This is a genomic window from Brenneria sp. L4-2C, from assembly GCF_040240335.1.
Taxonomy (GTDB): Bacteria; Pseudomonadota; Gammaproteobacteria; order Enterobacterales; family Enterobacteriaceae; genus Brenneria.
In genome coordinates this window covers 100853-127583 of the sequence record NZ_JBEIAC010000006.1, presented here as the reverse complement: position 1 = coordinate 127583, position 26731 = coordinate 100853, and the positions used below count along the sequence as shown (strand labels likewise).

The 26731-nt window shown below is 53.8% G+C and carries 22 protein-coding genes and 1 tRNA gene; 4 read left to right on the top strand and 19 right to left on the bottom strand.

The features are described 5' to 3' along the window. The first annotated feature begins 119 nt into the window (after positions 1 to 119). Positions 120 to 1589 carry a DHA2 family efflux MFS transporter permease subunit gene (locus ABRZ26_RS11430; protein ID WP_150437358.1) on the top strand — a complete coding sequence of 490 codons (1470 nt, stop codon included), beginning with the start codon at positions 120 to 122 and terminating at the stop codon, positions 1587 to 1589. 1093 nt (positions 1590 to 2682) lie between these two features. On the opposite strand, the gene ABRZ26_RS11425 is transcribed toward ABRZ26_RS11430, so the two are convergent. Beyond that, the gene (locus tag ABRZ26_RS11425; RefSeq protein WP_172290888.1) at positions 2683 to 2997 is read right to left on the bottom strand and encodes a DUF1493 family protein; all 315 of its coding nucleotides are present in this window, start codon (positions 2995 to 2997) and stop codon (positions 2683 to 2685) included. Positions 2998 to 3478: 481 nt separating this feature from the next. Between ABRZ26_RS11425 and ABRZ26_RS11420 the strand changes: the two genes are divergently transcribed. Further along, positions 3479 to 3559: transfer RNA gene (locus ABRZ26_RS11420), tRNA-His, on the top strand. Between the two features lie 1003 nt (positions 3560 to 4562). On the opposite strand, the gene ABRZ26_RS11415 is transcribed toward ABRZ26_RS11420, so the two are convergent. The 18 genes from ABRZ26_RS11415 to ABRZ26_RS11330 form a co-directional block, all read right to left on the bottom strand. Beyond that, positions 4563 to 4952, bottom strand: a complete 390-nt coding sequence (locus ABRZ26_RS11415; RefSeq protein ID WP_150437360.1) for a nitrile hydratase accessory protein — start codon at positions 4950 to 4952, stop codon at positions 4563 to 4565. Between the two features lie 18 nt (positions 4953 to 4970). Continuing rightward, entirely contained in the window at positions 4971 to 5582 is a 612-nt protein-coding gene (nthA, locus tag ABRZ26_RS11410) for a nitrile hydratase subunit alpha (RefSeq protein WP_150437361.1), read from the bottom strand. Positions 5583 to 5594: 12 nt separating this feature from the next. Further along, positions 5595 to 6278 (bottom strand): nitrile hydratase subunit beta, encoded by a 684-nt coding sequence (nthB, locus tag ABRZ26_RS11405; RefSeq protein WP_085689560.1) that lies wholly within the window; start codon positions 6276 to 6278, stop codon positions 5595 to 5597. 291 nt (positions 6279 to 6569) lie between these two features. After that, the gene (locus tag ABRZ26_RS11400; protein ID WP_150437362.1) at positions 6570 to 7367 is read right to left on the bottom strand and encodes an ABC transporter ATP-binding protein; all 798 of its coding nucleotides are present in this window, start codon (positions 7365 to 7367) and stop codon (positions 6570 to 6572) included. After that, positions 7364 to 8380, bottom strand: coding sequence for a FecCD family ABC transporter permease (locus tag ABRZ26_RS11395; RefSeq protein WP_172290889.1), 1017 nt, complete (start codon positions 8378 to 8380; stop codon positions 7364 to 7366). The genes ABRZ26_RS11400 and ABRZ26_RS11395 overlap by 4 nt, the downstream gene beginning before the upstream one ends. Continuing rightward, complete coding sequence (locus ABRZ26_RS11390; protein ID WP_199378709.1) at positions 8377 to 9471, bottom strand: ABC transporter substrate-binding protein; 1095 nt, start codon at positions 9469 to 9471, stop codon at positions 8377 to 8379. Before ABRZ26_RS11390 ends, ABRZ26_RS11395 begins: the two co-directional genes overlap by 4 nt. 167 nt (positions 9472 to 9638) lie before the next feature. Next, positions 9639 to 11153: an amidase gene (locus tag ABRZ26_RS11385; RefSeq protein ID WP_172290890.1), complete on the bottom strand. Its 1515-nt coding sequence runs from the start codon at positions 11151 to 11153 to the stop codon at positions 9639 to 9641. A gap of 77 nt (positions 11154 to 11230) precedes the next feature. Further along, positions 11231 to 12283 (bottom strand): aliphatic aldoxime dehydratase, encoded by a 1053-nt coding sequence (gene oxdA, locus ABRZ26_RS11380; protein WP_150437365.1) that lies wholly within the window; start codon positions 12281 to 12283, stop codon positions 11231 to 11233. Positions 12284 to 12550: 267 nt separating this feature from the next. Next, the gene (locus ABRZ26_RS11375; RefSeq protein WP_150437377.1) at positions 12551 to 13450 is read right to left on the bottom strand and encodes a transporter; all 900 of its coding nucleotides are present in this window, start codon (positions 13448 to 13450) and stop codon (positions 12551 to 12553) included. Between the two features lie 424 nt (positions 13451 to 13874). Continuing rightward, positions 13875 to 14819, bottom strand: coding sequence for a helix-turn-helix domain-containing protein (locus ABRZ26_RS11370; protein WP_150437366.1), 945 nt, complete (start codon positions 14817 to 14819; stop codon positions 13875 to 13877). A 1098-nt stretch (positions 14820 to 15917) separates the two neighbouring features. Beyond that, a complete protein-coding gene (locus ABRZ26_RS11365; protein WP_319604372.1) occupies positions 15918 to 17066 on the bottom strand; it encodes a beta-ketoacyl-ACP synthase III in 1149 nt (382 codons plus the stop codon). 395 nt (positions 17067 to 17461) lie between these two features. Next, on the bottom strand, positions 17462 to 18424 hold the full coding sequence (gene nrdF, locus ABRZ26_RS11360) for a class 1b ribonucleoside-diphosphate reductase subunit beta (protein ID WP_413556200.1): 963 nt from the start codon (positions 18422 to 18424) through the stop codon (positions 17462 to 17464). 24 nt (positions 18425 to 18448) lie between these two features. Further along, positions 18449 to 20599, bottom strand: a complete 2151-nt coding sequence (gene nrdE / locus ABRZ26_RS11355; RefSeq protein WP_319604371.1) for a class 1b ribonucleoside-diphosphate reductase subunit alpha — start codon at positions 20597 to 20599, stop codon at positions 18449 to 18451. Next, complete coding sequence (nrdI, locus tag ABRZ26_RS11350; protein WP_319604370.1) at positions 20578 to 20985, bottom strand: class Ib ribonucleoside-diphosphate reductase assembly flavoprotein NrdI; 408 nt, start codon at positions 20983 to 20985, stop codon at positions 20578 to 20580. Before nrdI ends, nrdE begins: the two co-directional genes overlap by 22 nt. Positions 20986 to 20993: 8 nt before the next feature. Beyond that, positions 20994 to 21230 carry a glutaredoxin-like protein NrdH gene (gene nrdH, locus ABRZ26_RS11345; RefSeq protein WP_319604369.1) on the bottom strand — a complete coding sequence of 79 codons (237 nt, stop codon included), beginning with the start codon at positions 21228 to 21230 and terminating at the stop codon, positions 20994 to 20996. Between the two features lie 336 nt (positions 21231 to 21566). Then, positions 21567 to 22361 (bottom strand): adenosylmethionine decarboxylase, encoded by a 795-nt coding sequence (gene speD, locus ABRZ26_RS11340; protein ID WP_319604368.1) that lies wholly within the window; start codon positions 22359 to 22361, stop codon positions 21567 to 21569. 29 nt (positions 22362 to 22390) lie between these two features. Continuing rightward, positions 22391 to 23254 carry a polyamine aminopropyltransferase gene (gene speE / locus ABRZ26_RS11335; protein WP_319604367.1) on the bottom strand — a complete coding sequence of 288 codons (864 nt, stop codon included), beginning with the start codon at positions 23252 to 23254 and terminating at the stop codon, positions 22391 to 22393. Between the two features lie 108 nt (positions 23255 to 23362). Next, positions 23363 to 23710 carry a YacC family pilotin-like protein gene (locus tag ABRZ26_RS11330; protein WP_319604366.1) on the bottom strand — a complete coding sequence of 116 codons (348 nt, stop codon included), beginning with the start codon at positions 23708 to 23710 and terminating at the stop codon, positions 23363 to 23365. Positions 23711 to 24034: 324 nt separating this feature from the next. Between ABRZ26_RS11330 and ABRZ26_RS11325 the strand changes: the two genes are divergently transcribed. Next, positions 24035 to 25675: an ABC transporter permease gene (locus ABRZ26_RS11325; RefSeq protein ID WP_319604365.1), complete on the top strand. Its 1641-nt coding sequence runs from the start codon at positions 24035 to 24037 to the stop codon at positions 25673 to 25675. Next, the gene (locus ABRZ26_RS11320; RefSeq protein WP_319604364.1) at positions 25672 to 26718 is read left to right on the top strand and encodes an ABC transporter ATP-binding protein; all 1047 of its coding nucleotides are present in this window, start codon (positions 25672 to 25674) and stop codon (positions 26716 to 26718) included. Before ABRZ26_RS11325 ends, ABRZ26_RS11320 begins: the two co-directional genes overlap by 4 nt. Positions 26719 to 26731 lie beyond the last annotated feature (13 nt).

The window sequence follows — 26731 nt, the reverse complement described above, 5'->3', positions numbered from 1 at the left end:
CCGTTGTGCGGATTCAGAAACTCCTGGATAGAAATTGCTTCCCCCATCCGCTGGGTGCAGCGTTCTGAGGGCCTGATTTTGTTGTGGAATAATTCTAGAACAGTGGTGGTGTCGAGCAAATGAACCGTGAACGGAATATTCTGACACCACGCGCCTTTGCTGAAGTAGGGAGTACTTCCGGTGATCGTCTCGCACCCGGTACGAAACTTGTTCTGGGGATCTTGGTGGTCTCGACGTTCGTGGTCGTGCTTAACGAGACTATCATGAATGTGGCTTTGGCAACTCTCATTGTCGACCTCGGTATCTCTGCAGCGACAGCACAGTGGCTTACGACTGCATACCTGCTCACTATGGCGATCGTGATCCCTGTCTCAGGCTTCCTTCTCCAGCGTTTCACCGTTCGCCAATTGTTCATCACGGCCATGTCGCTATTCACAATTGGCACCTTAGTTGCGGCCTTGTCCTCAGGTTTCGCCATGCTCCTGAGCGGACGTATCGTGCAGGCGGCGGGCGCTGCTGTTATGATGCCCTTGCTCATGACAGCAGTAATGCACTCCGTGCCAGCACGACGACGGGGTTCTATCATGGGCACTATATCGATCGTAACCGCAGCAGCGCCCGCGCTCGGACCTGCAGTGTCTGGTGCGGTGCTAAGCGTATTGGACTGGCCATTCCTGTTCTGGACAGTATTGCCGATTGCTATGACGACGCTCCTCATTGGCATCTTCCGCTTGCGCAATGTAACCCAGACGCGCCGCGTTCGTATCGATGTGCTCTCGGTTATTCTTTCCGTTTTTGCGTTTGGCGGCATCTTGTTCGGGCTCGTTAGCATCGGTGAGTCCGCGAACGACGTGACGCACATTAATCCGCTGGTCCCCCTTATCGTTGGCGCTGCCTTCCTGCTTGTATTCATCATTCGGCAACGATATCTCGCTCATCATGACCTTGCGCTGTTGGATTTGCGCACGTTCCGGACGCCTCAGTTCTCGTGGGCGATCATTGTCACCGGTCTGGTGGCGATGACTTTGTTCGGCACGCTCACTGTTCTCCCTCTCTATCTGCAGAGCGTGCTGGGGATCGGCCCATTTGCCACCGGCCTGCTGCTGCTGCCTGGTGGGGTGCTTCTCGCGGTACTCTCACCGCTCGTCGGGAGTCTGTACGATCGGGGCGGTATTGGTCCTCTTATCATGTCCGGGGCAGTTCTACTGGCGTTATCACAGTTCGCTTTCGTGCTGGCGCTTGCTCAGTACGATTCCTCACTTTCGGCGATGATTATGTTCACTGTGATGCACATCGCTTTGGCCTTTCTCTTTACTCCTCTGATGACTGTGGCCCTCAGTTCGCTCCCCGCCGTGCTTTACTCGCATGGCAGCGCGACCTTTTCAACCGTGCAACAACTGGCTGGCGCAGCTGGCACGGCGACGCTTGTCACGCTCATGACCGTCGGCTCCACCCGCGCTGGTGGGGAAAGCAACATTGCCGCCGGCGTGCGCGACGCCTATATTGGGGCATCCGTCATCGCTGTCATCGCTGTCATCTCTGCGGCGGTACTTGTATTGCTCGTCCGGCGACGTCGTTCTCGCAACTAGCATGGGACGAAATGCAATCCTCGCAGAGGACTTCACACTCTCGAGTCTTGTCATCATCCCTCAACTGAGTCGCGCCGGCTGGCAGGTATGCGAAGTCACCTCGGCCCATGTCGCCGCCACCTCGCCCGATGTCAAGGATGTATGCCAAACGGACCTTAAGCAGACCAGTTGGCCTCCGCCGGACAAGGAGGGCTATACATGGCAGAAGCTCAGGCCCGTTCCCGTCGTCACTGTCGGCGGCATGGTGGAGAGGAGGTGACGAACTTAGCTTTGTAGTCAATGCTTGCGTTTTTAGGGAGGCTCGGAATTTACCTGCAGATATGCCTGCTGGGTGGTGCTACTGAGGGCATCTTTGTGCGTCGGAGATACCAGCGCTGTCGGGTGGGGGAACGTCTGACTATTAAGCCGTGCCGACTTATCGGCATGGTTTATTTATGGATACTGTCGGCGTGGTCGTTACCTGCAGGGGGACTGTAAAAATCAGCAATCAACAAGTAAGTAGCATCTCTAACACGCTCACCACCTTCATCTGTTTTCAGGTCGCCGGATGTTTTTTCCCTTCTGCTTGCCGCCACCTACGAGCTGGCTACTGGCGCAACAGAGGGTGATCGTTCGCCCCAACAAGCAGGCTAGGGTATGTCCCTTAACCTCCCTGCATACCAAAAAGTGATGTAGTAATCATTCCCGGAATGTGATTTTTGGTTGAATACTGAGCATTTTTAGGGCGATTTTTATCGCTTAAAGGTGTTTTTTGCAAAGTCATAACAATGCTGATCTGTACAAAAAACAGTTACGGGACACACCCTAGTTCCCACGTAGGCGAATACGCCATTCACATGTTGCCCATACCTGCGAGGGGAAAGGCCAAAAACACCATCTTGATGCTTATCGCCATCGCAATAATTTTGCATTAAAACACTGTAAGCAAGGGCCGCTTGGAAAATGGTAAATATCTCACGCTAAGACTGTTTTTCAAACGTTAGCGCGGATATTCCCCCTGCAAGCGGCCCGGAACGCAGGTTAACGCAAGCTCCCCGGCAGGGAGGGATGTTACCCCACGATATCGGGAGGCTTATAGTCTTTTGTCTGGTAATCAATCATAAAGCCAGCGGCCCTCCTTGGCGGATTCGATCAACATACCAACGGTTAGAGGTTTTGGTGGTGCCTTTGGTGTAAATGCCTCAAATAACCCCTTCTCATTCGGAAAATAATCAGTGAAACTTATGTCTTGCGTACTGATACCAAAACTTTCAACGTATTCTGTAAGTAGAGCTATAGCATCCTCACTGGCAAGCTTTACGTTCCGCTTTAGATCAGTATCGGGAGTGATTACAAGGAATCTCTTTGCAAAAAAGATGTGACCATCATACTTTTTAATCAGTTCAATTACACGTCGCTCAATGCTCATAATGATGGCTATCCTCTTCATGCATAATAAGGTTGTGATGGGAGACTGCTTCATTATCTTTTGCACCAAAATGGTCGGAAATCTTATCAACAAGCATCCAGAATAAAACGCCCCTTGACTAGAGCCCACCGATTCCCCGTAAATTTACGTGCCGTTTAGTTCTTTTGTTGTATCCATACATGCTTACTCTAAAGTTAAGGTTATCTAATCATAACTCCGTCATATCAGACCCAGAATATAAATTGTCGGCTACCCTACTTTTTCAAGCGCGCAGTCTACGTTTCTGGGCTTCCCGCTTTACCTGTGGATAAAAAACAATCAAACATGTATCTATTACCAACAATAGGAGTAGGGTAATCAGGCAAGAGTGATTTTCTCTTCTTCACCTGTATGTTTTTTTGCCTACTTTTTCTGTGGGCATTTTTTTTCTTTTGAAATCATGATGTGATAATATTTCCATGATATTTAAATGTAAATCCAGCCGCCATTAGCTCAACGTGGCAAGAGCATTGCTTCGTGACAGGAAGTAAGAGCCGGGGTTCGAGACCTCGATGGCGGTCCAAATTGATTATCGTAAAATTGACATTCACTCAGTTTTTTTGGGGGGCTACACCACAGAAATTTTCAAGATTGAGCTCGCTACCAAGATCGTTTTCCACTGGCGAAACATGGGGTGAAAAATTTAAAAAACGATAGATTTCAAATAAATTCCAAACTGAAAAATACCAATTTATAGTAAGGTTGCCTTTCATCGAGCAGAGAGGTTCACCAGTCAATGCTATTTACGACAATATTAATAACCGTGGTGGTAATCATTCTGTTTATCGACACTATACACACATATTCAAATCGAAAGGATGCTGTAAAATCCGCTTTCAAGTTTTGGTTCTTTGCCATTGGTGTGGCTGTTTCTTCAGGGATTTTCGCTGATGCTCTATATGACTGGCTAGCCTGTAGATAAGTCAGCATGGTTCACGGGACCATGTCACACGCAATAATCCCAGTCTTTTGTTACTTGCGTATGGTGAAGAATTGTTTCACCTCAAGAGGTGGTAACGCATAACGCCACAACATTTGAACAATCGATTCTAACGTCTCATCAATGTAACATTGAGAGGTCAATCGCCAAGTCTGTTCTTCTAATCTGTCTGCGATAGCTGATAACTAATCCTCAAAAGATTTCCCATCGGATGAAACGCGATCGACTCGATAAGATTCATCCGGTAACTATAAATCAGGCACGGCCCACGTCGGGAAGGGGAGAGCAGGATATTTCACTCAGACTTAGCCTTCCGTTCGATCGTTTCAATCCCACTCATCGCATTTTCCAAACCCGGTGTACACTGGTGTGCAGTCGGACGTTACGGTACTGCCGTTGCTGGCTCCAGCAATACATATCAATCCGCTGAGAGCGGCCGAACGCTGTCGACGGGGGGATAACGTCGGGCATTTAAACGATCAACGCCTGGCAATGTTATCCATTGCCAGGAGTGGGATTTTGTCAGGTCTGCTTGAGCACAACATAAACAGATACGTTAGACAGGCAAAGAAACCCGCCGTAGGAATTAAATCAGAGCTGGCTCGATCATAATAGGATCGTATTTAGCTACATGGTGTTTGTGAACCGGCGTTTCCAGGATCACCTTCGCCCGATGGTCCAGCCCATTTGACGACAGTTTGTCATGCCGCGCCAGCACCACTTCCAATGCGGTGACGAAATGTTCGTAATAGCGCCAGTCGTCTTGGGTAAAACCGGGATTGGCGGCTTCCCACTGTTTTATCGTTTCCGTCAGGGCTTCCTGAAACTCCGACCACGCGAACTCGCCGGCCTCGCAGGCCGCGACGGCGACGGCGAAGGCGCGCAGCTCCCAGGGTTTATTGAAGGGGGCCTGTCCCTCGCGATGATTCAACGCCGTGGCCAGTTCGCTGTTATCCGTGCTGATGATAGGGGTCATGAGACGCCTCCGATATGGTTAGACGGCGGTGGCCGGACCCGTCCCGATCAGGGAGTCGCGGGTCACCAGAGCCGCCAGTTGCTCTTCGGTCATGCCTTCGGTATTCGCCGGACGCAAGGGCAGAACCCAGTAGCGGATCTCCGAGTTGGAATCCCACACCCGTATTTCCGTCGAAGGAGGAAGTTCGAAGTGGAAATCCTCGCTCAGCACTTTACGCGGCTCCCGCACGATCCTTGAGCGGTAGGGCATGGACTTATACCAGTTCGGCGGCATGCCGAGCACAGGCCAGGGGTAGCAGGAGCAGAGGGTACAGACGATCACATGGTGTACGCTATCGGTGCACTCAAGCGCAATCATGTGCTCGCCCTGCAGTCCGCCAACATCGAGCTCCTGACAGGCTTTGGTCGCATCAGCCAGCAGACGCTGTTTGAAGGCGGGATCGGTCCAGGCTTTCGCCACCACCTTCGCGCCAAGATGAGGGCCGATCTCATTTTCATAAAGATCGGCGAATTTATTCACCCCGTCCTCGGACATCAGGCCTTTTTCAATCAGGATGGATTCAATCGCCTTGACCCGGGCGGCGATCTCTTCCTCCGTTTTCTGGGTGTGGGCCAGACTCACTCGTGTCATAACGTCAACTCCTTATTTAGCCAAAGTGATGTAGGGTTCCCAGGCATCGGTACAGACGACGCCGTTCGGCTCAGCCGCCTCTTCGCCATACAGCTCCGCGTTGGTAAAACGCAGGGTATAGAGGTGTTCTGAAGTTTCAGGCAGTCCGTTACCCGTGGTGTCCGGATAGACGTGCGCCCCGTGATACATGATGATTTCACCGGTTCGCCCACGGACATAGCCCGCCCGGCGAGTATGGTGTTTCGGCACGCTGGCATCGACCGTCACGCGATCGCCTACCTTGAATTTGGGTTGGGAATCCAGCTGGCGCGAGGTTGAAAAACCATTGCGGACGGCCCATTCAGCGAAGTTGACCAGCTCCGGGTCTTTGTTGGGCGGCAGCGGCACCTGAGGGTAATGAAGGTAATATTCGGTACGCTTTTCAAGTTCTTCCTGGGTCCAGTAACCTTTCTTCTCGCCGATCTGCTCGGTCGCTTCTACCCAATGTTCATAATAGAAGGCCGTGAGGTAATGGAGAGGATGCAGTTTTTCAAGATGGCAGCGGAACTCGTCAAGCCCGAACATGCCGGCGCGCGCCGCGAAAGGAAACATCGCATAGGCGGCTTTTTCCCATTCGGCATGGTAAGCCGGTTCCCATTGGGTCGGGCCGACGGGGCCCATCCCGTCCATCCCGCCAACGTCATGTATTCCGTTCATATAACCCCCTTATCGCATCGGGATTCGGATTTGACTGGCGACCACCCCGAAAATGGCCATCCAGCGGCGGGATAATCCCGCCAAAACGTGTCGAAAGTCGTCTACCCTCAGGCAAGCTCAGGCCAGTCGGAAAACGGCCACAAAGGACCATAAAGAACAAGATAGGGCGTTAACCTTCCGCATGCTTTGCTGTGCCGGTCACGGGATGGGCTGACAGAGACAAGTTCGCCGCGCGGCGCAAGCCAACGCCCTGTGTCTCCGTCAGACGCCGTGGTTACGCCCGTCGGTCCGTCATAGCGCAGGCGCCCTGAATCGCAGCAGGGCGGCGCCGTCGAACGGATCGACCAGATAGTGGGCATGAACGCCGAATGTGCTGAGCAGCAGTTGCGGCGTCAGAACTTCGCGCGGTGGCCCCAGCGCGATCAGCCGTCCCCGATCCAGCACCGCCAAACGATCGCACAGCAGGGCATGGTTGAGATCGTGCAGGGCCACCAGCGTGGTGACCGGTAAGTGGCGTACCAGCGCCAGAATGGCCAGTTGATGCTGAATATCCAGATGATTGCCCGGCTCATCCAGCAGCAAAATTTGTGGACGTTGGGCCAGCGCCTTGGCCAGATGCACCCGCTGGCGCTCGCCTCCCGACAGGCTGTGCCAGCGCCGGGCGCTAAGGTGGGCGGCGCCGACATCATGCAGCGCCTGGCGCACGATGGCCTCCTCTTGCGCGGACCAAGGGCTCAGCGCCGACAACCATGGCGTGCGGCCCAGCGCAACGACGTCAAAGACGCTGATGACGTCCTCGGTGTCAGCCTGTTGTTCGACCATGGCAATCTGGCGGGCGCGGCTCCAGCGTGGCCAATCCCGCAGGTCTTTGTCTCCGAGCTGGACGGTTCCGCTGTCAGGTTTTCGCAAACCGCTCAGCAGCTTGAGCAAGGTGGATTTACCCGAACCGTTGGGGCCGACGATGCCGAACGTTTCTTCATGGCGTACCGCCAGCGCGATATCCTGCAACAACACATTGCCACCTTGTTGGTAACTCAGATTGGCGCAGCTGAGCACAACCGGTTGAGGTGGCGAGGGGACGGCGGTCATCGCATTCTCCTTCTATCGAGCAAGATCAGGGCAAATACCGGCGCGCCGACCAGTGCGGTGATCACCCCGACGGGGATCACCTGTCCGACTATCAGCGTGCGGGAAAGGATGTCGGCCGCGATCAGAAACAGTGCGCCGCTTAGTGCGCTTAATGGCAACAGATGGGCATGCCGGGTGCCGGACAGCAGACGAACGGCGTGGGGAATGACGAGCCCGACGAAACCGATGGAGCCGACGATCGACACCATAATGGCGGTCACCAGCGCTGCGCTGCTGATCAACAGCAGCTGTATCCGCCGGACGGGGATGCCTAGCCCCGCGGCCGAATCAACGCCGAAGGTGAATGCATCCAACGCCCTGCGATGCCACAAACAAACGATTAGCCCCAGCAAGGATATCGGGACCGCCAGCCAGACCGAAGACCAGCGAACGCCGCTGAGGCTGCCCAGCATCCAGAACATAATGCCGCGCGCCTGTTCAGAGTTGGCCGACTTGGTGATTAAAAATGCGGTCAGCGCATTGAACAGTTGCGAGCCGGCGATACCCGCCAGAATGATTTGCGTCGCCGGGGCCGAGGCGCCGCCGGCCCGGGCCAGCAGAGTGACGAGCGCAAAGGCGGTGATGGCGCCCACAAAGGCCCCGCCGGAGAGGGTGAGCACGCCGGCGCCCAATCCGAATAATGCGACCAGCACCGCGCCGGTCGACGCGCCGGCGGAGATGCCGAGCAGATAGGGGTCGGCCAGCGGATTGCGCAGGAGCGATTGCAGTATCACGCCGCAGGTCGCCAGGCCCGCGCCGCAGGCCCCGGCGACCAGGGCGCGGGGCAGGCGGTAATTCCAGATAATCCCTTCGTCGATGGGATCCAGTATGTAGCCCGCCGACCCCAGTTTATTGACTATCGCCTGTACGACGACGGTGAGCTTTATCGATGTTTCGCCGATGGCGACGCCCAGTAATATCGCGGCGATAAGCGCCAGGCAGGCGATAAGACTGACCAGCCATTTTCTGGTCATTTGGGCAAATCCGCGTTTTTGGCGATGGCGGAAGCGATCGTTTCCAGGCCGCCGAACATTCTCAGGCTGGCATGCATCGCTTCGGCGTCCAGGATAATGATGCGGTTATTCTTGACCGCCGCCATGTTGCGAGTGACCGGATCGTGTTGCAGAAACGCCAGTTTTTTCTGGTGGTCATCGGCCGGGAAACGACGGCGATCCATCCGGGCAATGATGATAAACGTCGGGTTGGCCTTGGCGATGGTTTCCCAGCCGACAGCCGGCCACTCTTCGTCAGACTCGACGATGTTGTGTACGCCCAGCGTGTTGAGCATGAAGTCAGGCACGCCTTTGCGGCCCGCGACAAACGGATCGCTCTTGAGATCGCTGCTGGAAAACCAGAAAAGCGCGCTGGTGTGGGAGAGATCCTGCCGCTGCGTCATGGCTCTGGCTTTGGCCAGTCTGGCCTGCAGCTCGTCATTCAGTTGTTGACCGCGCGGCTGCACATCGAAAATCGCCGCCAATTGGCTGATGCTTTTATACAGACTCTCAATGCGGAAGGTTTCCTGGCGCGTGCCGTCGGCGCCTATCAAATTATTTTTACCTTCGCAATCGGCGGGCATCACGTAGGTGGGAATATTTAACTCGTCAAATTGCTGACGGCTGCCCACCACGCCTTGCGGGCCAACCATCATTTCAAACTGTGAGACCACCAACTGCGGCCGTTTGCTTATGACGGTCTCAAATCCCGGCGCGTTATCGGCCAGCCGCTCAACCTTGGCGTTCTGCGCCTGGTATTGCGGCAGCACGTTGTTAAACCACAGCGACGTTCCCACTAATTTGTCGCCCAGTCCCAGGGCATACAACATCTCGCTTCCCGTCTGGCCAATGGTCACCACTTTTGTGGGCGCGCGCTGAAAGGTCAGCGTGCTGCCGCAGTTCTGCAACGTCAGCGGAAACTGGGTGGCTGTGGCCTGTGCGCCGCACGACGCCATCGCGCAGGCCAGCAGCAGCGACCGCCGGTAGCGGCCCCGCACGGGATGCCGGCGGCGGGTGAAATGGGGGAAGGAGAAGGGCAATGCATGGAAAAGCGAAGAAAATTTATGCGGCATGATATCTCCATAGCGTCAGTGCTTGTGTGTAACCCGCGGCAGGTGCAGTAGGGATCCGGGCATACGCATTTGCTACCCGGCCGTGCGAAAGGCGCCGCGCGGTCGGGTCGCTGAATTCGGCGTGGCATGGATGGCAGAATCAACCCCGTCGTCCATGCTACCGCGTTTTAGAACTTGCGCCAGTCTCCCGCCGCTTCAAACGCCGACGCTGCCTGGTAAAGCGTACCTTCGCCATAGTGACGACCAATCAGCATGAGCCCCACCGGCAAACCATCGACCAGCCCACAGGGAACAGAGAAGGCCGGATGACCGGTAATGTCCTGTGCCGCGGTATTGCCGAGCATTTCAAATGCCCGCGATATGTATTGAGTAACGGAACAGTCTTTCTCAGGCAGAGGTTGCGCGGTGATAGGAACGGTCGGCATCACCAACACATCATAGTTTGCCAGCTCGCGGTCATAACCCGCACGGGCTCTGCGTGCGATGTTCTGTGCCTTGGCATAGTAGCGGCCGTTGTAGCGCTCCAGTCCGTACTGTCCGACGAACATACAGATTTTGAGCGAAGCGGACAGCGCTTCGGCCTGGGAACGCCATTGCGCCTGTTTATCCAGCAGCGCCACGTCATACTGACCTTTCCAGTTAAACCCCATGCCGTTCCCGTGCATCATCTGCATGGTCAGCCCTTCGCAGCCGATCGGCGTCCAGAGCGCGCCCGCCAGTGTATGTTCAGGGAGCGATATTTCGTCGACCGTGGCACCCAGACGTTCAAAACGAGCAATGGCTTCTCGGACTTTGTCCGCGACGCGCGGATCCTGATTGGCGAGCTGGAACCCTTCGGTCACAATACCGATCTTCAGGCCGTCCACGCCGCGGTTCAGAAACTCGGTATAGGATTGCACCGCGGGCGCATACTGACGCGGATCCAACCCGTCGGCGCCGGCGATCGCTTCCAGCATCAATGCGTTATCGCGGACATTGGCGGTAATCGGGCCGGCATGATCCACTGTGGCCTCGATCGGCATAATACCGGTATAAGGCACCAAACCATGGGTGGGTTTCATGCCATAAGTGCCGCAGAATGCCGACGGGATGCGAATGGAACCGCCCTGATCGCACCCTATGGCCATGTCGACCTCACCCGAGGCCACCAGCGCGGCGCTGCCGGAGGAGGAGCCGCCGGCGGCGTAGCCGTGACGGTTGGGGTTGTGCACCGGCGCCGGATGGGAAGTATGGCTGCCGCCGGAAAGACAAAAGTGCTCGCAGGTGGCTTTACCGCTGATCGTGGCGCCGGCATCCAGAAGACGGGTGACGACGGTGGCGTCATAAGAAGGCACGAACCCCTCAAGCGTGGTGGAGCCATTCATCATCGGTACGCCGGCCAGGGAAACGTTATCCTTGAGCGCGACGGTGCGGCCAGCCAGCTTGCCGGCGCCGGCGCCTTTCACTTCGGTTTTGTAGTACCAGGCATTCAGCGGGTTTTCCGCACCCTCGGGGCGATAACCGGCCTCGCGCGGGTAACGCGTCTCGGGGATATCATCAGGCAATTCGTCAACCAGGTCATAGGCGTCGAAATTGGCTTGCATCAGCGCCAGGTATTCACTCGCCAGTTCCGGCGTCAGTTGGATGTGCAGGCGGTCGGCGATCTCTTGCAGTTGTTCGGGCGTGGGGCGTTCAATAGCCATGTTATTTCCTTCATGAATGCGGCGCTTCATCAATAGTTCGACGAATCCGCCCTAGGGGTAGATTGAAAAAGGGGTGATCAGTTCTCAGATTGCGCATCGCGCATCATCCCGGTTTGTGCATGACAGTTGATGTATTCGAACATTTGGTGGCGCGCATCGGAGACGGAAACTTCGTGATAGAGCCGTAGTTTTTGCAGTCCGGTGACGACGCGGAAAAATGTGGTGAATATGCGCAGGTGGGTAGGGTGGGATTCCGCCCATCGCTCCAGCTTGTCGAGCGAGCGCCAGTAGCCGATATCGTAGGCGATATCCAGCAGATTGCCGTCCAGATCGATGTTGCGCACGAAACGGTTGCTGTAGCAGCCCAGCGCCTGACCCTCGTCGCGAAGAAAATCCATGCCGTCCTGCAGGGGGGGCAGCATCTGCTTAAAGTACAGCTCGCGTTCTTCTTCTCCGGCGTCGACCCAGTCCTGTCCGGAACGGATCAGCGCGATATTGTCATGGCCCTGCACCACAACGCGGCCGCCTTTGGCGGGATCGCCGGACAGGAGGCGCAACTCGCTCGAAGGTTGCAGCCAGTCGGTTTGCGAGAGCGGGATACGATCGCGCACCGAGCCCCAATAGCCGTGCTCCTGCACTTCGTCGCTGATGTTATCCATGATGGCGCCGACGCCTGGCAGATCTTCTTTGAATGCATACAGGGTTTCGAACTGGTCGGCGCGCGGGGCGATGATCTCGCGGAAATAGCCCAGCCCTTCGTTCAGCCGTGCGTCATCGGCCCACCAGTCGGCGATCGACGGCGAACGCAGCCAGCGGCAGTATGCCGCCGGATCGCGCCAGTAGCCGACGACGATGAAATTGCCATAGCCCTGAGCGTCGACATGGTAGGTCATATCGTGATTCCCCGGGCCGTCGTCGACGCTAAAACTTGAGACGATGTGGCGCATGGCCTTCAGGGCCGCATCACGCTGCTCTTCAAGGAACTGCACGCCGAGATAGGCCATGACCACCTGTGTGAGGCTTTCATCGGCACGGCCCGCGAACATGGGAAACGGCGGCTGATAGTCATCATGAACACGGCGGGACAGTGTCCGGGGGCATTTCAAATGTTTGTCGATTGCGGATTCCATAAGGGCTCCTGATTGATGTTCAATAGTCAGCTTACCGAAGAGAGCGGACAGGTATGACCGGTCGCCGCCGGCGCACGCGGCCGCTCCCCGACCTGGTTAATACTATGTAGGCAGACGATTCGGGATGCTTGTTTCACCGGGACATCTGTTTTGCTAAAAAGGACAACCGTACCCCGATTCGTTGTTCGGGAGGGCATTACCCTGGTGTAACGCGACTGTGTACGGTACTTGGAATTGAACGTTCCGGGTCCGTCGACCCGGTAGAGATTAAAACAGTTTCATAATACGCAGCGTGGTGCTGAAATCGGTCTGGAACCCGCCGTCTACGCTGATGTCGCGCTGAACCAGCCACTGCACCTGCAAATCGGGCCGCACAAATTTCGCCGTTTGCAAACGCACCTGCTGTGAGCGTGTGGCGGCGCCGTTCGCTGAACCGTCCAGATATTGGGTACCGCCCCAGTTTTTGGCGTAACCGACGGCGAAGGTCCAGGTTTTGTCCTGAGGAGGAATATAGGACAGCCATAATTGCGCCTGATAGCTGTTGTCCTGTGAAAGCGTGCCGTCACCCCGGCTGACGGCGTCGTCATTGTCGCCATACCAGGTGGTATCGAATGATGCCTGTGCGATAAAGTTATCGCCAAGCCGCTGGGTTCCGCCCACCTGAAAATCAAACTTCCAGCGGTTTTCGCCTATGTTCAGCGTCTCCCCGGCATCGTAATTGCCCATAGGGAGATAGAGATAAGGCACAATGGCGAAAGTGGTTCCGGAAGTTGAATTATTGATCAGCCAAAGGGGCGCGGTGAGGATCGGATCGCCCAGCCCTGATGTTGAACTCAGTTCCGTGCCGGCCAGCTTGCCATCATAGAGTCGTCCATAGGGTAATAATACTTGGGGCGCCAGGGTAAATCCGCCGACGTCCATATAATGGACATAACGGAAAATACCAATCATTGAATTCAGCCGAGTATCATCTTTAATATAATTGCCGCCGACGGGTTTATAAGTGTCGCGATGGGCATAGGTGAAATAGGAAAGAAAAGCGTCGGTGCCCACTGGTGCAGGAACTAAATCCAGCGAATCCAAATCCACCGCCTGGGCGGATTGAAAAAATAAGATTGCAGCCAAAGGAATAACATACCGTCGGCGCCAGCGAGTAGATCGCATCATCGCGCTGAGACCTCCTCTTTTCATCGTCTCAGGATCGCGGTTAGGATATTGCAAACGATTACCTTTGACTGATTTCATGATTAACCCCCACGTTTAAAACGGAATAATGACTGCGGCCTGTTAGTGATTTCAGACCATAAGATGTGGTTATTTCTTTCGTCTTGCCTGCCTGTAGATGAATGCACCGACGCCATCAATGGCGGAGTAGAAAATTGATTCCGCTCCTGATTGACACTTTTAACCCGAGAGTGCTATTACCGCCATGGCTCAAATGGACAAGGGATGTACTCAAAAGGACAGTTTGCCCAGGGGGAAGAAATCCGGTGAAAAAGATCGTATATCTCGTTGAGTTTCGCGTAGGCGGAATAAAAAAAACGACAGCGCCTGTACAGGTCGCTGTCGCTCAGAGGCGGGGCGATAAGACTCAGGACTGGACGATTTCCTGTTTCAACAATGAACTTGGCGCATAACCGAATGCTTGGCGGAACGCCCGGCTGAAGTGGGAGAGATCCTTGAAACCGTACTCCATGGCTATCTGAGATACGCTGCGCGCGCGTTTATCCTGCAGCGCATGGCGACAGGCCAATAGCCGTTCTTGCCATACCATGGCCATGGGCGTTTTTTGCCGGGCGGAGAACGCCCGCACCACGGTGCGGGGGGATACGTAGTGCGCTTTCGCGATCATATCCAACGACAGAGCGTCATCCTGTAAATGGTCGCGGATATATTGCACGATTTTTTCATACAGGTTGTAATAGCGGTCGCTCGCGTTATCGTTATCCGCGACTTGCAGACTAAAGACCAACATGTCCAACATCATGTCGAAATACCTGATAGCCATGTCGTCATGGGTCATCAGAAGGGAATTTGAACTGGCTTGCAACAGCATCTCCCGCAGCGGCGTCATGCCTGGCCGGCTGGCATCCAGCGAGATGGCGGTGAATTTCTCTACGTTAGGGATGCGCCGCATTAACAACGGGCGGGGAATACGCAAGATATGCAGCGCTTGCGAGTCGATGTTGAAAGTGAATTCTTTGGCTGAATCATACAGTACCATACTGCCCGCTGGCAGTACGGCCTGCCGGCCACTTTGTTCGAACCAAGCCTGCCCCCGCTGCACCAGTCCAAGCCAAAGATCGTCATTGGGGCCGCTACGTAGCTCTTGTGCCCCCCGTTTCCAGTGATGTGCCGGTGCATTGAGCGTAGCAAGCGAAAGGGACTTGATTGCCCGGAATTGCATGTATGCCAGAAAGCCGCTCTTGGATACCGGCCGATTCGTTGCCTTGAGGCAATGACGACAAACGACCTCTGTCCAGTATTCAAAACGCTGCTTGTCAGCCATGTTCTCAGTTGAATACACGATGGACATATTCTGTCCTCCACAACACTTTTTGAGAAATGGTGTGTACACCGCTATCAGCGTACGCTTTCATATAGCATGGTATAAGCAAAAACTACGCCAATTATTCTGTTTCTGATGGGTAGATGTAATGTGTTAAAAAAAACAATTAATTATGTAAGTTTGGTGTGTATGAATTCGGATTATGTGCGGATTGCCACAAATTTTATAATGTTTATTGTAGTGCAACTGCACTAAATTGCTGTGCAACGTTGGTAGCTATCGGCGGGAATTGACTAACATCCCGATAACTATTTCATAGTAACGGGTAGTGCAATAATAACGGTAGGTAAAAAATATTAATTTTGTATTTTATGTATGATTATATTTTGTTTTTTTTGTATTTGTTGGGGGATTGTGCTGGTTTTTGACTGTCCGATAGTTTGGTATCCGACCGGTAGATAAGCAGATGAGAAGCTATCCTTGCTTGCAGAACATTTTCAAAATGACCTACAATATGGCCTACAGCGATTATGAATGGTAATGAGTTTTGTTACTTATCATATATATAGATGATAAGGTCGATTTCCGTCCGTTCCGCCACTTATCTATTCCGGGATGTTTCCATACATCTCTGGATGAATGAAAACCGTATCGCTGTCAAAGGCATACGGTTTTTTTTCGTCTCTATGATACCCCCAGAGTAGCGGGGTATCCGGCGCGAAATGGCTTACGCATCAGAAAGAGAAATTTCGTAGGCCGGCTATATGCGTGCGTTGCACGGTGTATTTGCGACGCCTGACGTAGCTATCAATGAATGAATGGTGGCCGGTTAGTTCCAGTTTGCCGGACGCCAGGCCGATAGACAGCGATAGGCTCCAGCCAGAAATATTATAAATACCTGATGAGCGTTTGCGCGGACCTATTCTTATCTTGAGAACGCCAGCGCGGTACAAAATTTGGTTGATGGCATGTCCGACACGCGCTATACGACAAGTAATGGCGTTGCGCCAGATGTTAAAAGAAACCGAATCGATAGTGATCCGGTTTCTTTATTAAGCAGAAATGGATGTGCATTAAATAAAACGCACATTCAGTATCATTACCGATGCGGTAGTGGAAAAAGATTCACATTACCGTAAGTTGCATAAATGAACCATTGAAGCGTCCGCTTTCCGGAATAAAGCAAAGGATAGTTTGTCCGCTTTTTAAATCGTTGGATTTAATCAGTTCATCCAGCATAATATAAATAGAAGCAGAGCCGACGTTGCCTTTAGTGGTCAGATTAGTGAACCAGCGTTCCTGTGGGATATGAAAACTGTTTTTTTCCATACATTCGGCAATCGGCTGGCGAAAATAATTTGATGACATATGAGGCAGAAACCAATCAATATTTTTCGCCGAAATCCCCCGACGCTCAATTGTTTTAAGCAGCGGCTTTCCTAAAGCAATATCGACAATATTTTCATTCAATAATCTAACATCTTGTTTAACGGCGAAAATGGAACGATCGCCCCAGTCTTTGACCGGGAAACGCATCCAGCCAACCAGCGCGCCGTTTTCGTCTTTTTCCGCCCCGGCGTACATACAGGTTTCCAACTCATTAGCGTAGGAATAGATATCAATCCAGTCGATACGCAGCGAAGGGCCGTTTGTTCGTGGTTGGTTTTCCAGCAGGATAGCGCCCGCGCCGTCTGACAGCATCCAACGCAGGAAATCTTTTTCAAAGGCGATTTCAGGGTGTTTTTCCAGCGCAGAGACTTTCGCCTGATTTTCATTGATAAAGTTACGCGCGTGCATCACCGTTGAGGCGATTTCAGATGCGGTGGTGACGGCATTGCGGGAAGCGCCGGAAAGCACCGACAGCCAGCCGTATTTCAAGGCGGTCACGCCCGCGATGCAGATCCCCGCCGTGGAAATCACCTCGCAAGAAGGATTGCCTAATTCGCCATGCACCATCACGCCGTGGTTAGGCATCAGTTGATCGGGCATGCTGGTGCCTGTTGCAAGGCATTCGATATCGCTCGGTGCGAAATCGTCGTCGAACAGGCCTTTTATCGCCTCCGCCGTGAGTTGCGCATTGGTATAACGCGGTTCTCCAGTTTCCGGATCCAACACATAATAACGGGTCTTGATACCATTGCTGCGTAATACGATTTTTTTTGCTCTGGACGGCGCTCCGCCAATATATCCCAATACTTTTTCAATCGAATTATTGTCAACCGGTTCACCCGGCATAAATGAAGATATTTTATTTATATAAACACGATTTGTCATTGTAACGCTCCGTTATTGTAAGTGTGGATTTTAATATCCAGGATGTAAATTCATGACGAAATTATCTGGGATATAAATATCCAGGATAAGAGTGGTAATATTTTATTAGTGTGCGTTTTATAGTGATGAGTGGTGAATGATTTGCTGCTAATTATTCCCCATTTTATATTGATGATTGGTATAGTTTGATTTGGTTTTTATGGTATATGTAGCAACCTTACTTTTCAAACTTAAATAAGTTTAATGGATTTCAATATATTTCATGGTGTTAATGAGTGAAAAATTGATGAAAGAGGTTGTCGAACTACAGTCGATATATTTATGGTTTTTTTCTATGTGGCGGAGGATGGCGTCAGCGTGGGAATGATGGGGCGGATGCCCCATCATTTGCGGGATCAGAAATCCCAGTCTTCATCTTCGGTGTTTACCGCTTTGCCGATGACATATGATGAACCGGAGCCTGAGAAGAAGTCATGATTCTCATCGGCGTTCGGCGAAAGCGCGGAGAGGATAGCCGGATTGACGTCGGTCATGCCGGCGGGAAACAGGGCTTCATAACCCAGATTCATCAGCGCCTTGTTAGCGTTATAGTGCAGAAATTTCTTCACATCCTCCGTCCAGCCCACACCGTCATATAACTCCTGGGTATACAGCACTTCGTTGTCATACAAGTCTTGCAGCAGATCGTAGGCGAAACTTTTCACCTGCTGCCGGCGTGCGGCATCGGCCTTTGCCAGACCTTGCTGAAACTTATAGCCGATATAGTAACCGTGTACGGCTTCGTCGCGGATAATCAGCCGTATCAAATCGGCGGTATTGGTCAGCTTGGCGCGGCTTGACCAGTACATGGGCAGATAAAAGCCGGAATAGAACAGGAAGGATTCCAGAAACACGCTGGCGACCTTTTTCATCAGTGGGTCGTCGCTGCGATAGTAACCCAGAATGATGGCCGCTTTTTTCTGCAATGCCGGGTTTTCCTCGCTCCAGCGGTAGGCGTCATCCACTTCGCTGGTCAGGCACAGCGTGGAAAAAATGGAGCTGTAAGAACGCGCGTGTACCGCTTCCATAAAGCTGATGTTGGACAGCACCGCCTCCTCGTGGGGCGTGACCGCATCGGGCATCAGCGTCGGCGCGCCCAGCGTGTTCTGAATGGTGTCCAGCAGCGTCAGTCCGGTAAATACCCGGATAGTCAGTTGTCGCTCCTGAGCGTTTAGTGTTCCCCAGGAGGGGATATCATTGGACAAAGGGACTTTCTCCGGCAGCCAGAAATTCGAGGTCAGCCGGTTCCAGACCTCCAGATCCTTGTCGTCTTCAATTTTGTTCCAGTTAATGGCCTGGACGCGTGTCAGCGATGTCATATTCAGATTTCCTTCAGCGATAGCTTATAACGCACAGGACACGCAGCCCTGAACCTCGGTGCCTTCCAATGCCATCTGCCGTATACGAATGTAGTAAATGGTTTTGATGCCTTTTTTCCAGGCATAAATTTGCGCTTTGTTGATATCCCGCGTGGTGGCGGTATCACGGAAGAACAGCGTCAAAGACAGCCCCTGATCGACATGCTGGGTTGCGGCCGCGTAGGTATCAATGATCTTCTCAGGTCCGATCTCGTAGGCATCCTGGTAATATTCCAGATTGTCATTGGTCATATAAGGCGCAGGGTAATAAACCCGGCCGATTTTGCCTTCCTTGCGGATCTCAATCTGCGACACAATCGGGTGGATGCTCGAGGTGGAGTGATTGATGTAAGAGATCGAACCGGTCGGCGGCACCGCCTGCAAATTCTGGTTATAGATACCGTGCGCCATCACCGACTCGCGCAATGCGGCCCAGTCCTGCTGCGTGGGGAGGGTTATTCCCGCCTGTGCGAACAGTTCACGCCCCCGTTCCGTCGCCGGTTGCCAATGTTGTTCCACGTACTTATCAAAGTATTCGCCGGACGCATATTTCGAGTTTTCGAAGCCTGCAAAGGATTGACCGCGCTCGATCGCCAACTGATTCGACGCCCGCAGCGCATGGTAGGCGACGGTGTAAAAATAGATATTGGTGAAGTCGATCGCCTCCTCGGAGCCGTAAAATATCCTCTCGCGGGCCAGGTAGCCGTGCAGATTCATCTGCCCGAGGCCGATGGCGTGCGATGCGTCGTTGCCTTTTTCAATGGAAGGCACGGAACGGATATGGCTCATATCGGAGACGGCGGTCAGCGCGCGGATCGCCATTTCCACCGTAAGGCCGAAATCCGGCGATGCCATCGCCTTGGCGATATTCAGCGAGCCAAGGTTGCAGGAAATGTCTTTACCGACGTGGCGATAGCCGAGGTCTTCATCGTATAGGCTGGCGTCATTGACCTGCAAAATTTCCGAGCACAGGTTACTCATATTGATGCGGCCCTGAATCGGGTTGGCGCGGTTTACCGTATCTTCAAACATCATATAGGGGTAACCGGACTCAAACTGGATTTCCGCCAGGATCTGAAAGAATTCCCGCGCCTTAATCTGCGACTTGCGGATGCGCTTGTCGTTGACCATTTCCTGGTATTTTTCCGTGACGCTGATTTCCGACAACGGCACGCCGTATACCTGCTCGACGTCATAAGGCGAGAACAGGTACATCACCTGATTGTTTTTCGCCAGTTGGAAGGTGATATCCGGAATCACCACGCCGAGCGACAGCGTTTTAATGCGGATTTTCTCATCGGCGTTTTCTCGTTTGGTGTCGAGGAAGCGCAGAATATCCGGGTGGTGCGCGTTGAGGTAGACGGCGCCTGCGCCCTGGCGCGCGCCCAACTGATTGGCGTAGGAAAACGCGTCTTCCAGCATTTTCATTACCGGTATGATGCCGGATGACTGGTTTTCGATTCTTTTTATCGGCGCCCCGGTTTCGCGAATATTGGTCAGCATGAAAGCCACGCCGCCGCCGCGTTTAGAGAGCTGGAGCGCGGAGTTGACGGCGCGGCCGATCGACTCCATGTTGTCTTCAATGCGCAGCAGAAAACAGGACACCAGTTCGCCGCGCTGTTTCTTACCGCAGTTGAGAAAGGTGGGGGTGGCGGGTTGAAAACGTCCGCTGATGATCTCCTCCACCAGCGCGCTGGCCACCTCGGTGTCGCCGGCGGCCAGCGTCAGCGCCACCATGCAAACGCGGTCTTCGTAGCGTTCCAGATAGCGTTTGCCGTCAAAGGTCTTCAGCGTGTAGCCGGTGTAATATTTGAACGCGCCGAGGAAGGTTTGAAAGCGAAATTTATGGCTGTAGGCCTGCTGGAAAAGGGTCTTGATAAAACTGAAGGCGTATTGCTCCAGTACCTCGGCTTCGTAGTAGCTTTCCTCCACCAGATAACGCAGCTTTTCTTCCAGGTTATGGAAGAAGACGGTGTTTTGATTGACGTGCTGTAAGAAATAGCGTCGCGCCGCCAGCTTATCCTGGTCGAACTGGATGCGGCCCTCGTCGTCGTAGAGGTTCAGCATGGCATTTAGCGCATGGTAATCCAGCTCCGTGTTAGCTGGTTTGGTGATCACGGATTCTGTCGTTGCCAAAATTCAGTTACTCCCTTACGCACGTTTGCCACGTCTTCTGGCGTACCCAGTAATTCGAAGCGATATAAATAGGGCACCTGGCACTTTTGCGCGATGATGTCGCCGGCCAGGCCGTACGCCGCGCCAAAATTGGTATTGCCCGCCGCGATCACGCCGCGCAGGTAGTCGCGGTTTTGCCGATCGTTGAGAAACAGGATCACCTGACGGGGAACCGCGCCCTTGGCGCTGCCTCCGCCATAGCTGGGAACCACCAGAATATAGGGTTGATCCAGTTTCAGCGCGGGCCGCTCAGTCGCTATCGGAATGCGCAGGGCCGGCAACCCGACCCTGGCGATGAAGCGATGGGTGTTCTCCGACTGGCTGGAAAAGTAGACCAGCGGGTTCATCTTGCCCCCTAGGATGCTTGTAATTGGGCTAGGGTGCTGATTTTGTCCGGACGGAAGCCGCTCCAGTGATCGTTCGCGGTCATCACCACCGGCACTTGCTGATAGCCCAGCGCTCTTACCTGGCGCAGTGCCTGCTCATCTTCCGTCAGGTCCACCAGCTGATAGTCAATTCCCTGTTTATCCAGTGCGCGGCATGTGGCGTTGCATTGAACACAATCTGGTTTTGTGAAAATAGTAATACGCATGATTCGTATTTACCCTTTGGTTTGAAAGAAGTGTATCGAAACGGTTATGTTGCCGGGCTTCTGCTTCCAACCGATCCTCGGCGCAGCCATTACGTGGTGGCGGCTACGGTTTAAATACTAGATGTAGGTATTTTAAATTTCAACCATACAATATATAGGAAATAGGCTGAATTTTTTCGCAGCGGGGTTCAGCCCAGACGCCGCAAGGGAAAAAGAGAAATCAAGAAAAAAATTTTCTTTCTCCGATGGGAAAATGCGCGTGTTTTTCGGCGTGATTTTGTGCAATTCAGGCGCGGATGAGGAAAAAGGGAGCCGCGCTCCCTTTACCTATTATGATCACAAGACCGGCAGGTTTCTGCCGTAATAAATTTCCTGCATCTCGTGATACAGCAAATCGGTGATGCGTTTACGTTCTTCAGCGCTCAAGGCGTTGGGATCGACGTTGAACAGGTAATGCTTCAGGTCGAAATCTTTCAGCAACATCTTGGTGTGAAACATATTTTCCTGATAAACGTTCACATCCATCAGATGATAGAGCGATTTCATGTCCGCCGACATAAAGTTCTGGATCGAGTTGATCTGATGGTCGATAAAGTGCTTTACGCCATTGATATCGCGGGTAAATCCGCGCACGCGGTAGTCAATGGTGACGATATCCGATTCCAACTGGTGGATAAGATAGTTCAGCGCTTTCAGCGGGGAGATAACGCCGCAGGTCGACACTTCAATATCGGCGCGGAAGGTACAGAGTCCGCCCTCGGGATGACTTTCCGGATAGGTGTGTACGCAAATATGACTTTTATCCAGATGGGCGACCACCGAGTTGGGCAACGGCCCCGGATGTTCGGAGTTGTCGACGTCACGAGGATCTATCGGTTCTTCACTGACCAGAATGGTCACGCTGGCGCCCTGCGGCTCATAGTCCTGACGGGCGATATTGAGAATATTGGCGCCGATGATCGAGCAGGTTTCACTCAGGATCTCGGTCAGCCGGTTAGCGTTATACTGTTCATCAATATAGGCGATGTAACCGTCACGCTCATCGGCCGTTCTGGTGTAACAGATATCGTAGATACAAAAACTCAGGCTTTTGGTCAGATTATTAAAGCCGTGCAGTTTCAGCTTGTGCAATTTAAGTCACCCCCTTATGGATGCGGTAATCAGCGTGATGCGGATAGGGCATTCAGTAAATATTGCGGCAGTGCGAAGCTGCCGATATGAACGGCCGGATTATAGTAACGGCACTCGAGACCGGACGCGTTAACGCGCCGTTGTAGCGTCTCTAAACGGGTCTGGCGCAGCGCCGGATCGTTGCTGGCCCAGGCAAACGTCATGATGCCGCCGTAATAGGTCGGGATCGCCGCCTGATAAAACGTGACGTCGCTGAAATAGCGGCTCAGTTTGTTATGGCTGTTGACGGCCTCGTCTTGTTGCAGAAAGCAGACGCCGTTCTGGGCGACGAAAATGCCGCCTTCATTCAGGCAGCGGGCGCAGCCCTGATAGAAATCGGAGGTGAACAGGCTCTCTCCCGGACCGATGGGGTCGGTGCAGTCGGAAATGATGACGTCGAATTTCTCGCTACATTGGTTAACGAAGTTGACGCCGTCGTCGATCACCAGACGAAAGCGCGGATCGTCGTAGGCGCCGGCATTATGGTTGGGGAGATATTGGCGGCAGAACGCCACCACGCCGGCGTCGATTTCCACCATGGTGATTTGTTCAATATCGCGGTGACGGCTGACTTCCCGGAGTATGCCGCCGTCGCCGCCGCCGATAATCAGCACGCGCCTGGCCTGGCCGTGAGACAACAGGGGAATATGGGTCAGCATTTCGTGATAGATGAATTCATCACGTTCGGTGGTTTGCACCACGCCATCCAGCGCCATGACGCGGCCGAGCGCGGCATTTTCAAAAATGATCAGATCCTGATGATCCGTCTTTTCCTGGTATAGCACCCGGTCAATGGAAAAATACTGACCGAAGTCGGCATGCAGGGTTTCATACCAAATTTCTTTCTGGGCCATGTTCGGGCTTCCTCCGCGATAGCTGCCATGAAAATTGGCGCGCCATGATAGCTAACTCTTGCCGTGCTTGCACGGTCAAATTTCAGTCAGCGCGGAGGAAGGAAGCGATTATTTCGTGTAGGCGAGCAAACCGAGTGAGTTACGGGCCAGAGACTGACATTTTTTAGGCGTCGGGATGGCTATTTTACTCAGATCGCGATAGCTGTCCTCGCCGAGTTCGGTCATGTTATACGCGCCGTAATTGCTGAGATCCCAGCGATTTTGCTGGGCGAACGTCAACAGCGCCTGACGAATCTGCTCGTTGGGCAGGTCCTGATAGCCGCAGTTGTTTTTCAGATAAACGAAAACAGCCGTTAAATCGGCGAGGTCTTCCGCTTCAAATTCATTGAGTGCCTTACTGGCGGAGGAGAAGCTCATCAGACTCAGCAGGAGCAGCACCAGCGCGGGGTTTTTCATGGTTAAACTCATTTCGATTATTGTCAGAAGACGTTATCACAATTGTAGATCACCTGACTAAATTTTCTTGTTTTCCACCTGACATCGCACCGGTACGCGTATGTTGGCGGTTGAAGTCTTTACCTCCGTGGAAACTTGAAGCGGACAGTATCGATCGTCGCGCACGATTGGCGCGACGTGTCGGCAGGCATTGAAACGGGTTGATGAGGTTAAGTTTGATCTGTAAATAATCCTCTGATATTCAGGTAATAGAATAAATTGATGTCCGGCAGACATCGCATTGTTTATTATTCCGGGCATTTTTACAGGTGGTACGGCATAAACGTGGCGAGTTATCGTGGTTTGGGTATCCGGCGCTGGCGCGCGGGGAGTTGGCTATGCGCAGGATTGTTACTGTTGCCGATAGCCGTCATCTTTTTTCAGGCTTTTTTCGCCGGCGGCGCGGGTTTTATCCCTCTCTGGCGGAGTGTCTTGCCGACCTACCTTCTTAACTCGCTGGGGGTGGTGGTCGGGACGGTATCGCTGAGTCTGGCGTTCGGCTTGCCCGCCGCCTGGCTGATGACGAGCTATCGTTTCCCCGGCCAGCGGCTGCTGCGGTGGATGTTGTGCCTGCCGCTGGCGGTGCCGCCGTATTTGGCGGCCTATATCTATGCCGACCTGTTGGACGATGCCGGGCCGGTGCGGAGATGGCTGCGCCAGGCGTTTTCCCCGCATAGCGCCGTCGATGACTGGTTTCCGCCCATTCGTTCGTCCGGCGGCGCCTGCATGATTCTGGCGCTGACGCTCTATCCGTACGTGTATCTGCTGGCGCGTAAAGCGCTGCTGGAACTGCCGGCCGCATTGACGCACTCTGCCCGCCTGCTGAATCACTCACCCGACGGCATCTTGCGGCGCGTCACCTTGCCGCTCATCTGGCCGGCGGTCGCCGTCGGCGCATTGCTGGCGGCGGCGGAAGCGCTGGGGGATTTCGGCGCCGTTTCTTACCTGGCGCCGGCCACGTTGACCACTGCGGTCTACGACGCCTGGTTGGGGAATGGCGATCGGGGGACGGCCATGCGGATTTCCGCCATCATGTTGCCGTTGGTCTTTTTGATCGTGACGGCCGCGTTTTACAGTCGACGCCGCCAGATGCTTTATCAAAAAAATCCGGGGCAGGCGCGGGACAACGTCCCGGCCTTGTCCGGCATAAAGAAGATACTGGCGCAGGGATACTGCTGGGGACTTATTCTGTTGGCGGCCGGTATCCCCTGTATGATGTTGATCAATTGGAGCTTTCGCTATTTTACGCACGCCTGGAGCGCGGTTTTTTTTCATTATGCGTTGAATAGCGTGCTGCTCTCCGCGCTGGCCGCCGGCATAACGCTGCTGGTCTCGCTGCTGCTGGTGTTTTATTCGCGTCTCGGCGGTCGGCCTTCAACGGAGACGATGCTGGGTCTTGCCGGTCTCGGGTATGCGGTACCCGGCACGGCGTTGGCGATCGGGTTATTGATTCCGCTTGCCGCGTTCGATCGCGGCGTGAATGCGCTGGCCGGCATGCTATCGCTGCCGTTGCCCGGTCTGTTGTTGTCCGGCTCGATCGTGGCGTTGGTCTTCGCCTACAGCGTGCGTTTCTGCGCCATGATGATCGTCAGTATTGATGGCGGCATGGCGAAAATTCCCGGCTCGCTGGATATGGCGAGCCGGATGCTGCAAGGTACGCCGGGACGGATGTTTAAGCGCGTACACTGGCCTTTGCTGCGGCGGAGCGTACTGACGGGTACGTTGCTGGTGTTTATTGAAAGTATGCAAGAGCTGAACGCCTCCTTGCTGCTGCGCCCATTGCATTTCGACACGCTGGCGACCTATGTGTTTACCTTCGTCGTTGACGAGCAGTTGGAGCAGGCGGCGTTGCCCGCATTGATGCTGGTGCTGGTCGGGCTGGTTCCTGTGATTTGGCTGAATGCCGTATTGGAAAATAAAAGATGATCGACTCGCCCGCTATATTGACCATTGAGCATGTGACCTGTCGCGACCCGCAACATGAGGGGCTGAACACGGTTTCCCTGTCGCTGCGCGAACAGGAGATTGTCTGTCTCCTGGGCGCCGGCGGCAGCGGCAAAACCACGTTGTTAAAAGCCGTGGCCGGATTGATTCCCCTCGCCGAAGGAAGGATAGCGCTGTCGGAACAGATCATCAGCGACGGGCAGACGCTGGCGCCGCCTGAGCGGCGTCAGGCGGGGATGATCTTTCAGGACGCGGCTTTGTTCCCTCATTTGACGGCGGCGGAAAATATCGCTTTTGGCTTGTACGGCCAGCCGCAGGAGGTTATCGCAACGGCGGTTGCCGAGATGATCGCGTTGCTCAAGCTGGCAGGATTGGAAGCGCGTTATCCGCATGAACTGACCGGCGAACAGCAACAACGGACGGCGATTGCCAGGGCATTAGCCTGTAAGCCGAAGATCCTGTTGTTGGACGAACCGTTTTCCCATATTGATAGTCCGGCCCGTTATCATCTGATTGCTGAACTGCGCCTGATACTCAAACAACTGCCGGTCATGACGATATTGGCGACCCACGATAAGGATGAGGCGTTCGCGTTTGCCGATAGGCTGGCGGTGATGGATAACGGCGGCATTGTGCAGGAAGGCTATCCGGCAACCTTATATCAGCGGCCGAACAGCCGTTTTGTGGCGGATTACCTGGGCAGCAGCAACTACCTGCCGGTCACGATTCTGAGCGATCATCAGTGGCACAGTCTTTTTGGCGATCACACCGCCCCGCATGCGCATGGGCAAGCCATCGATTCTCGCTGTGATTGGCTGATTCGGCCGCATGATATCGCCTTGGCGCTGGATCCCGACGGCGCGGCGGAGATTGAAGATCGCATCTTCATGGGGTCGTCCAACCACTATCGCATCAGGCTGGATGAACAGGTTATACAGGTGCAAAGCCGCATCGGGTTCGAGCCGGGGCAACGGGTCAGGCTGAGCATAAAGAGCGAACAACCTATTCTGTTTCCCGGCTCATAGCCACATGCTTGTC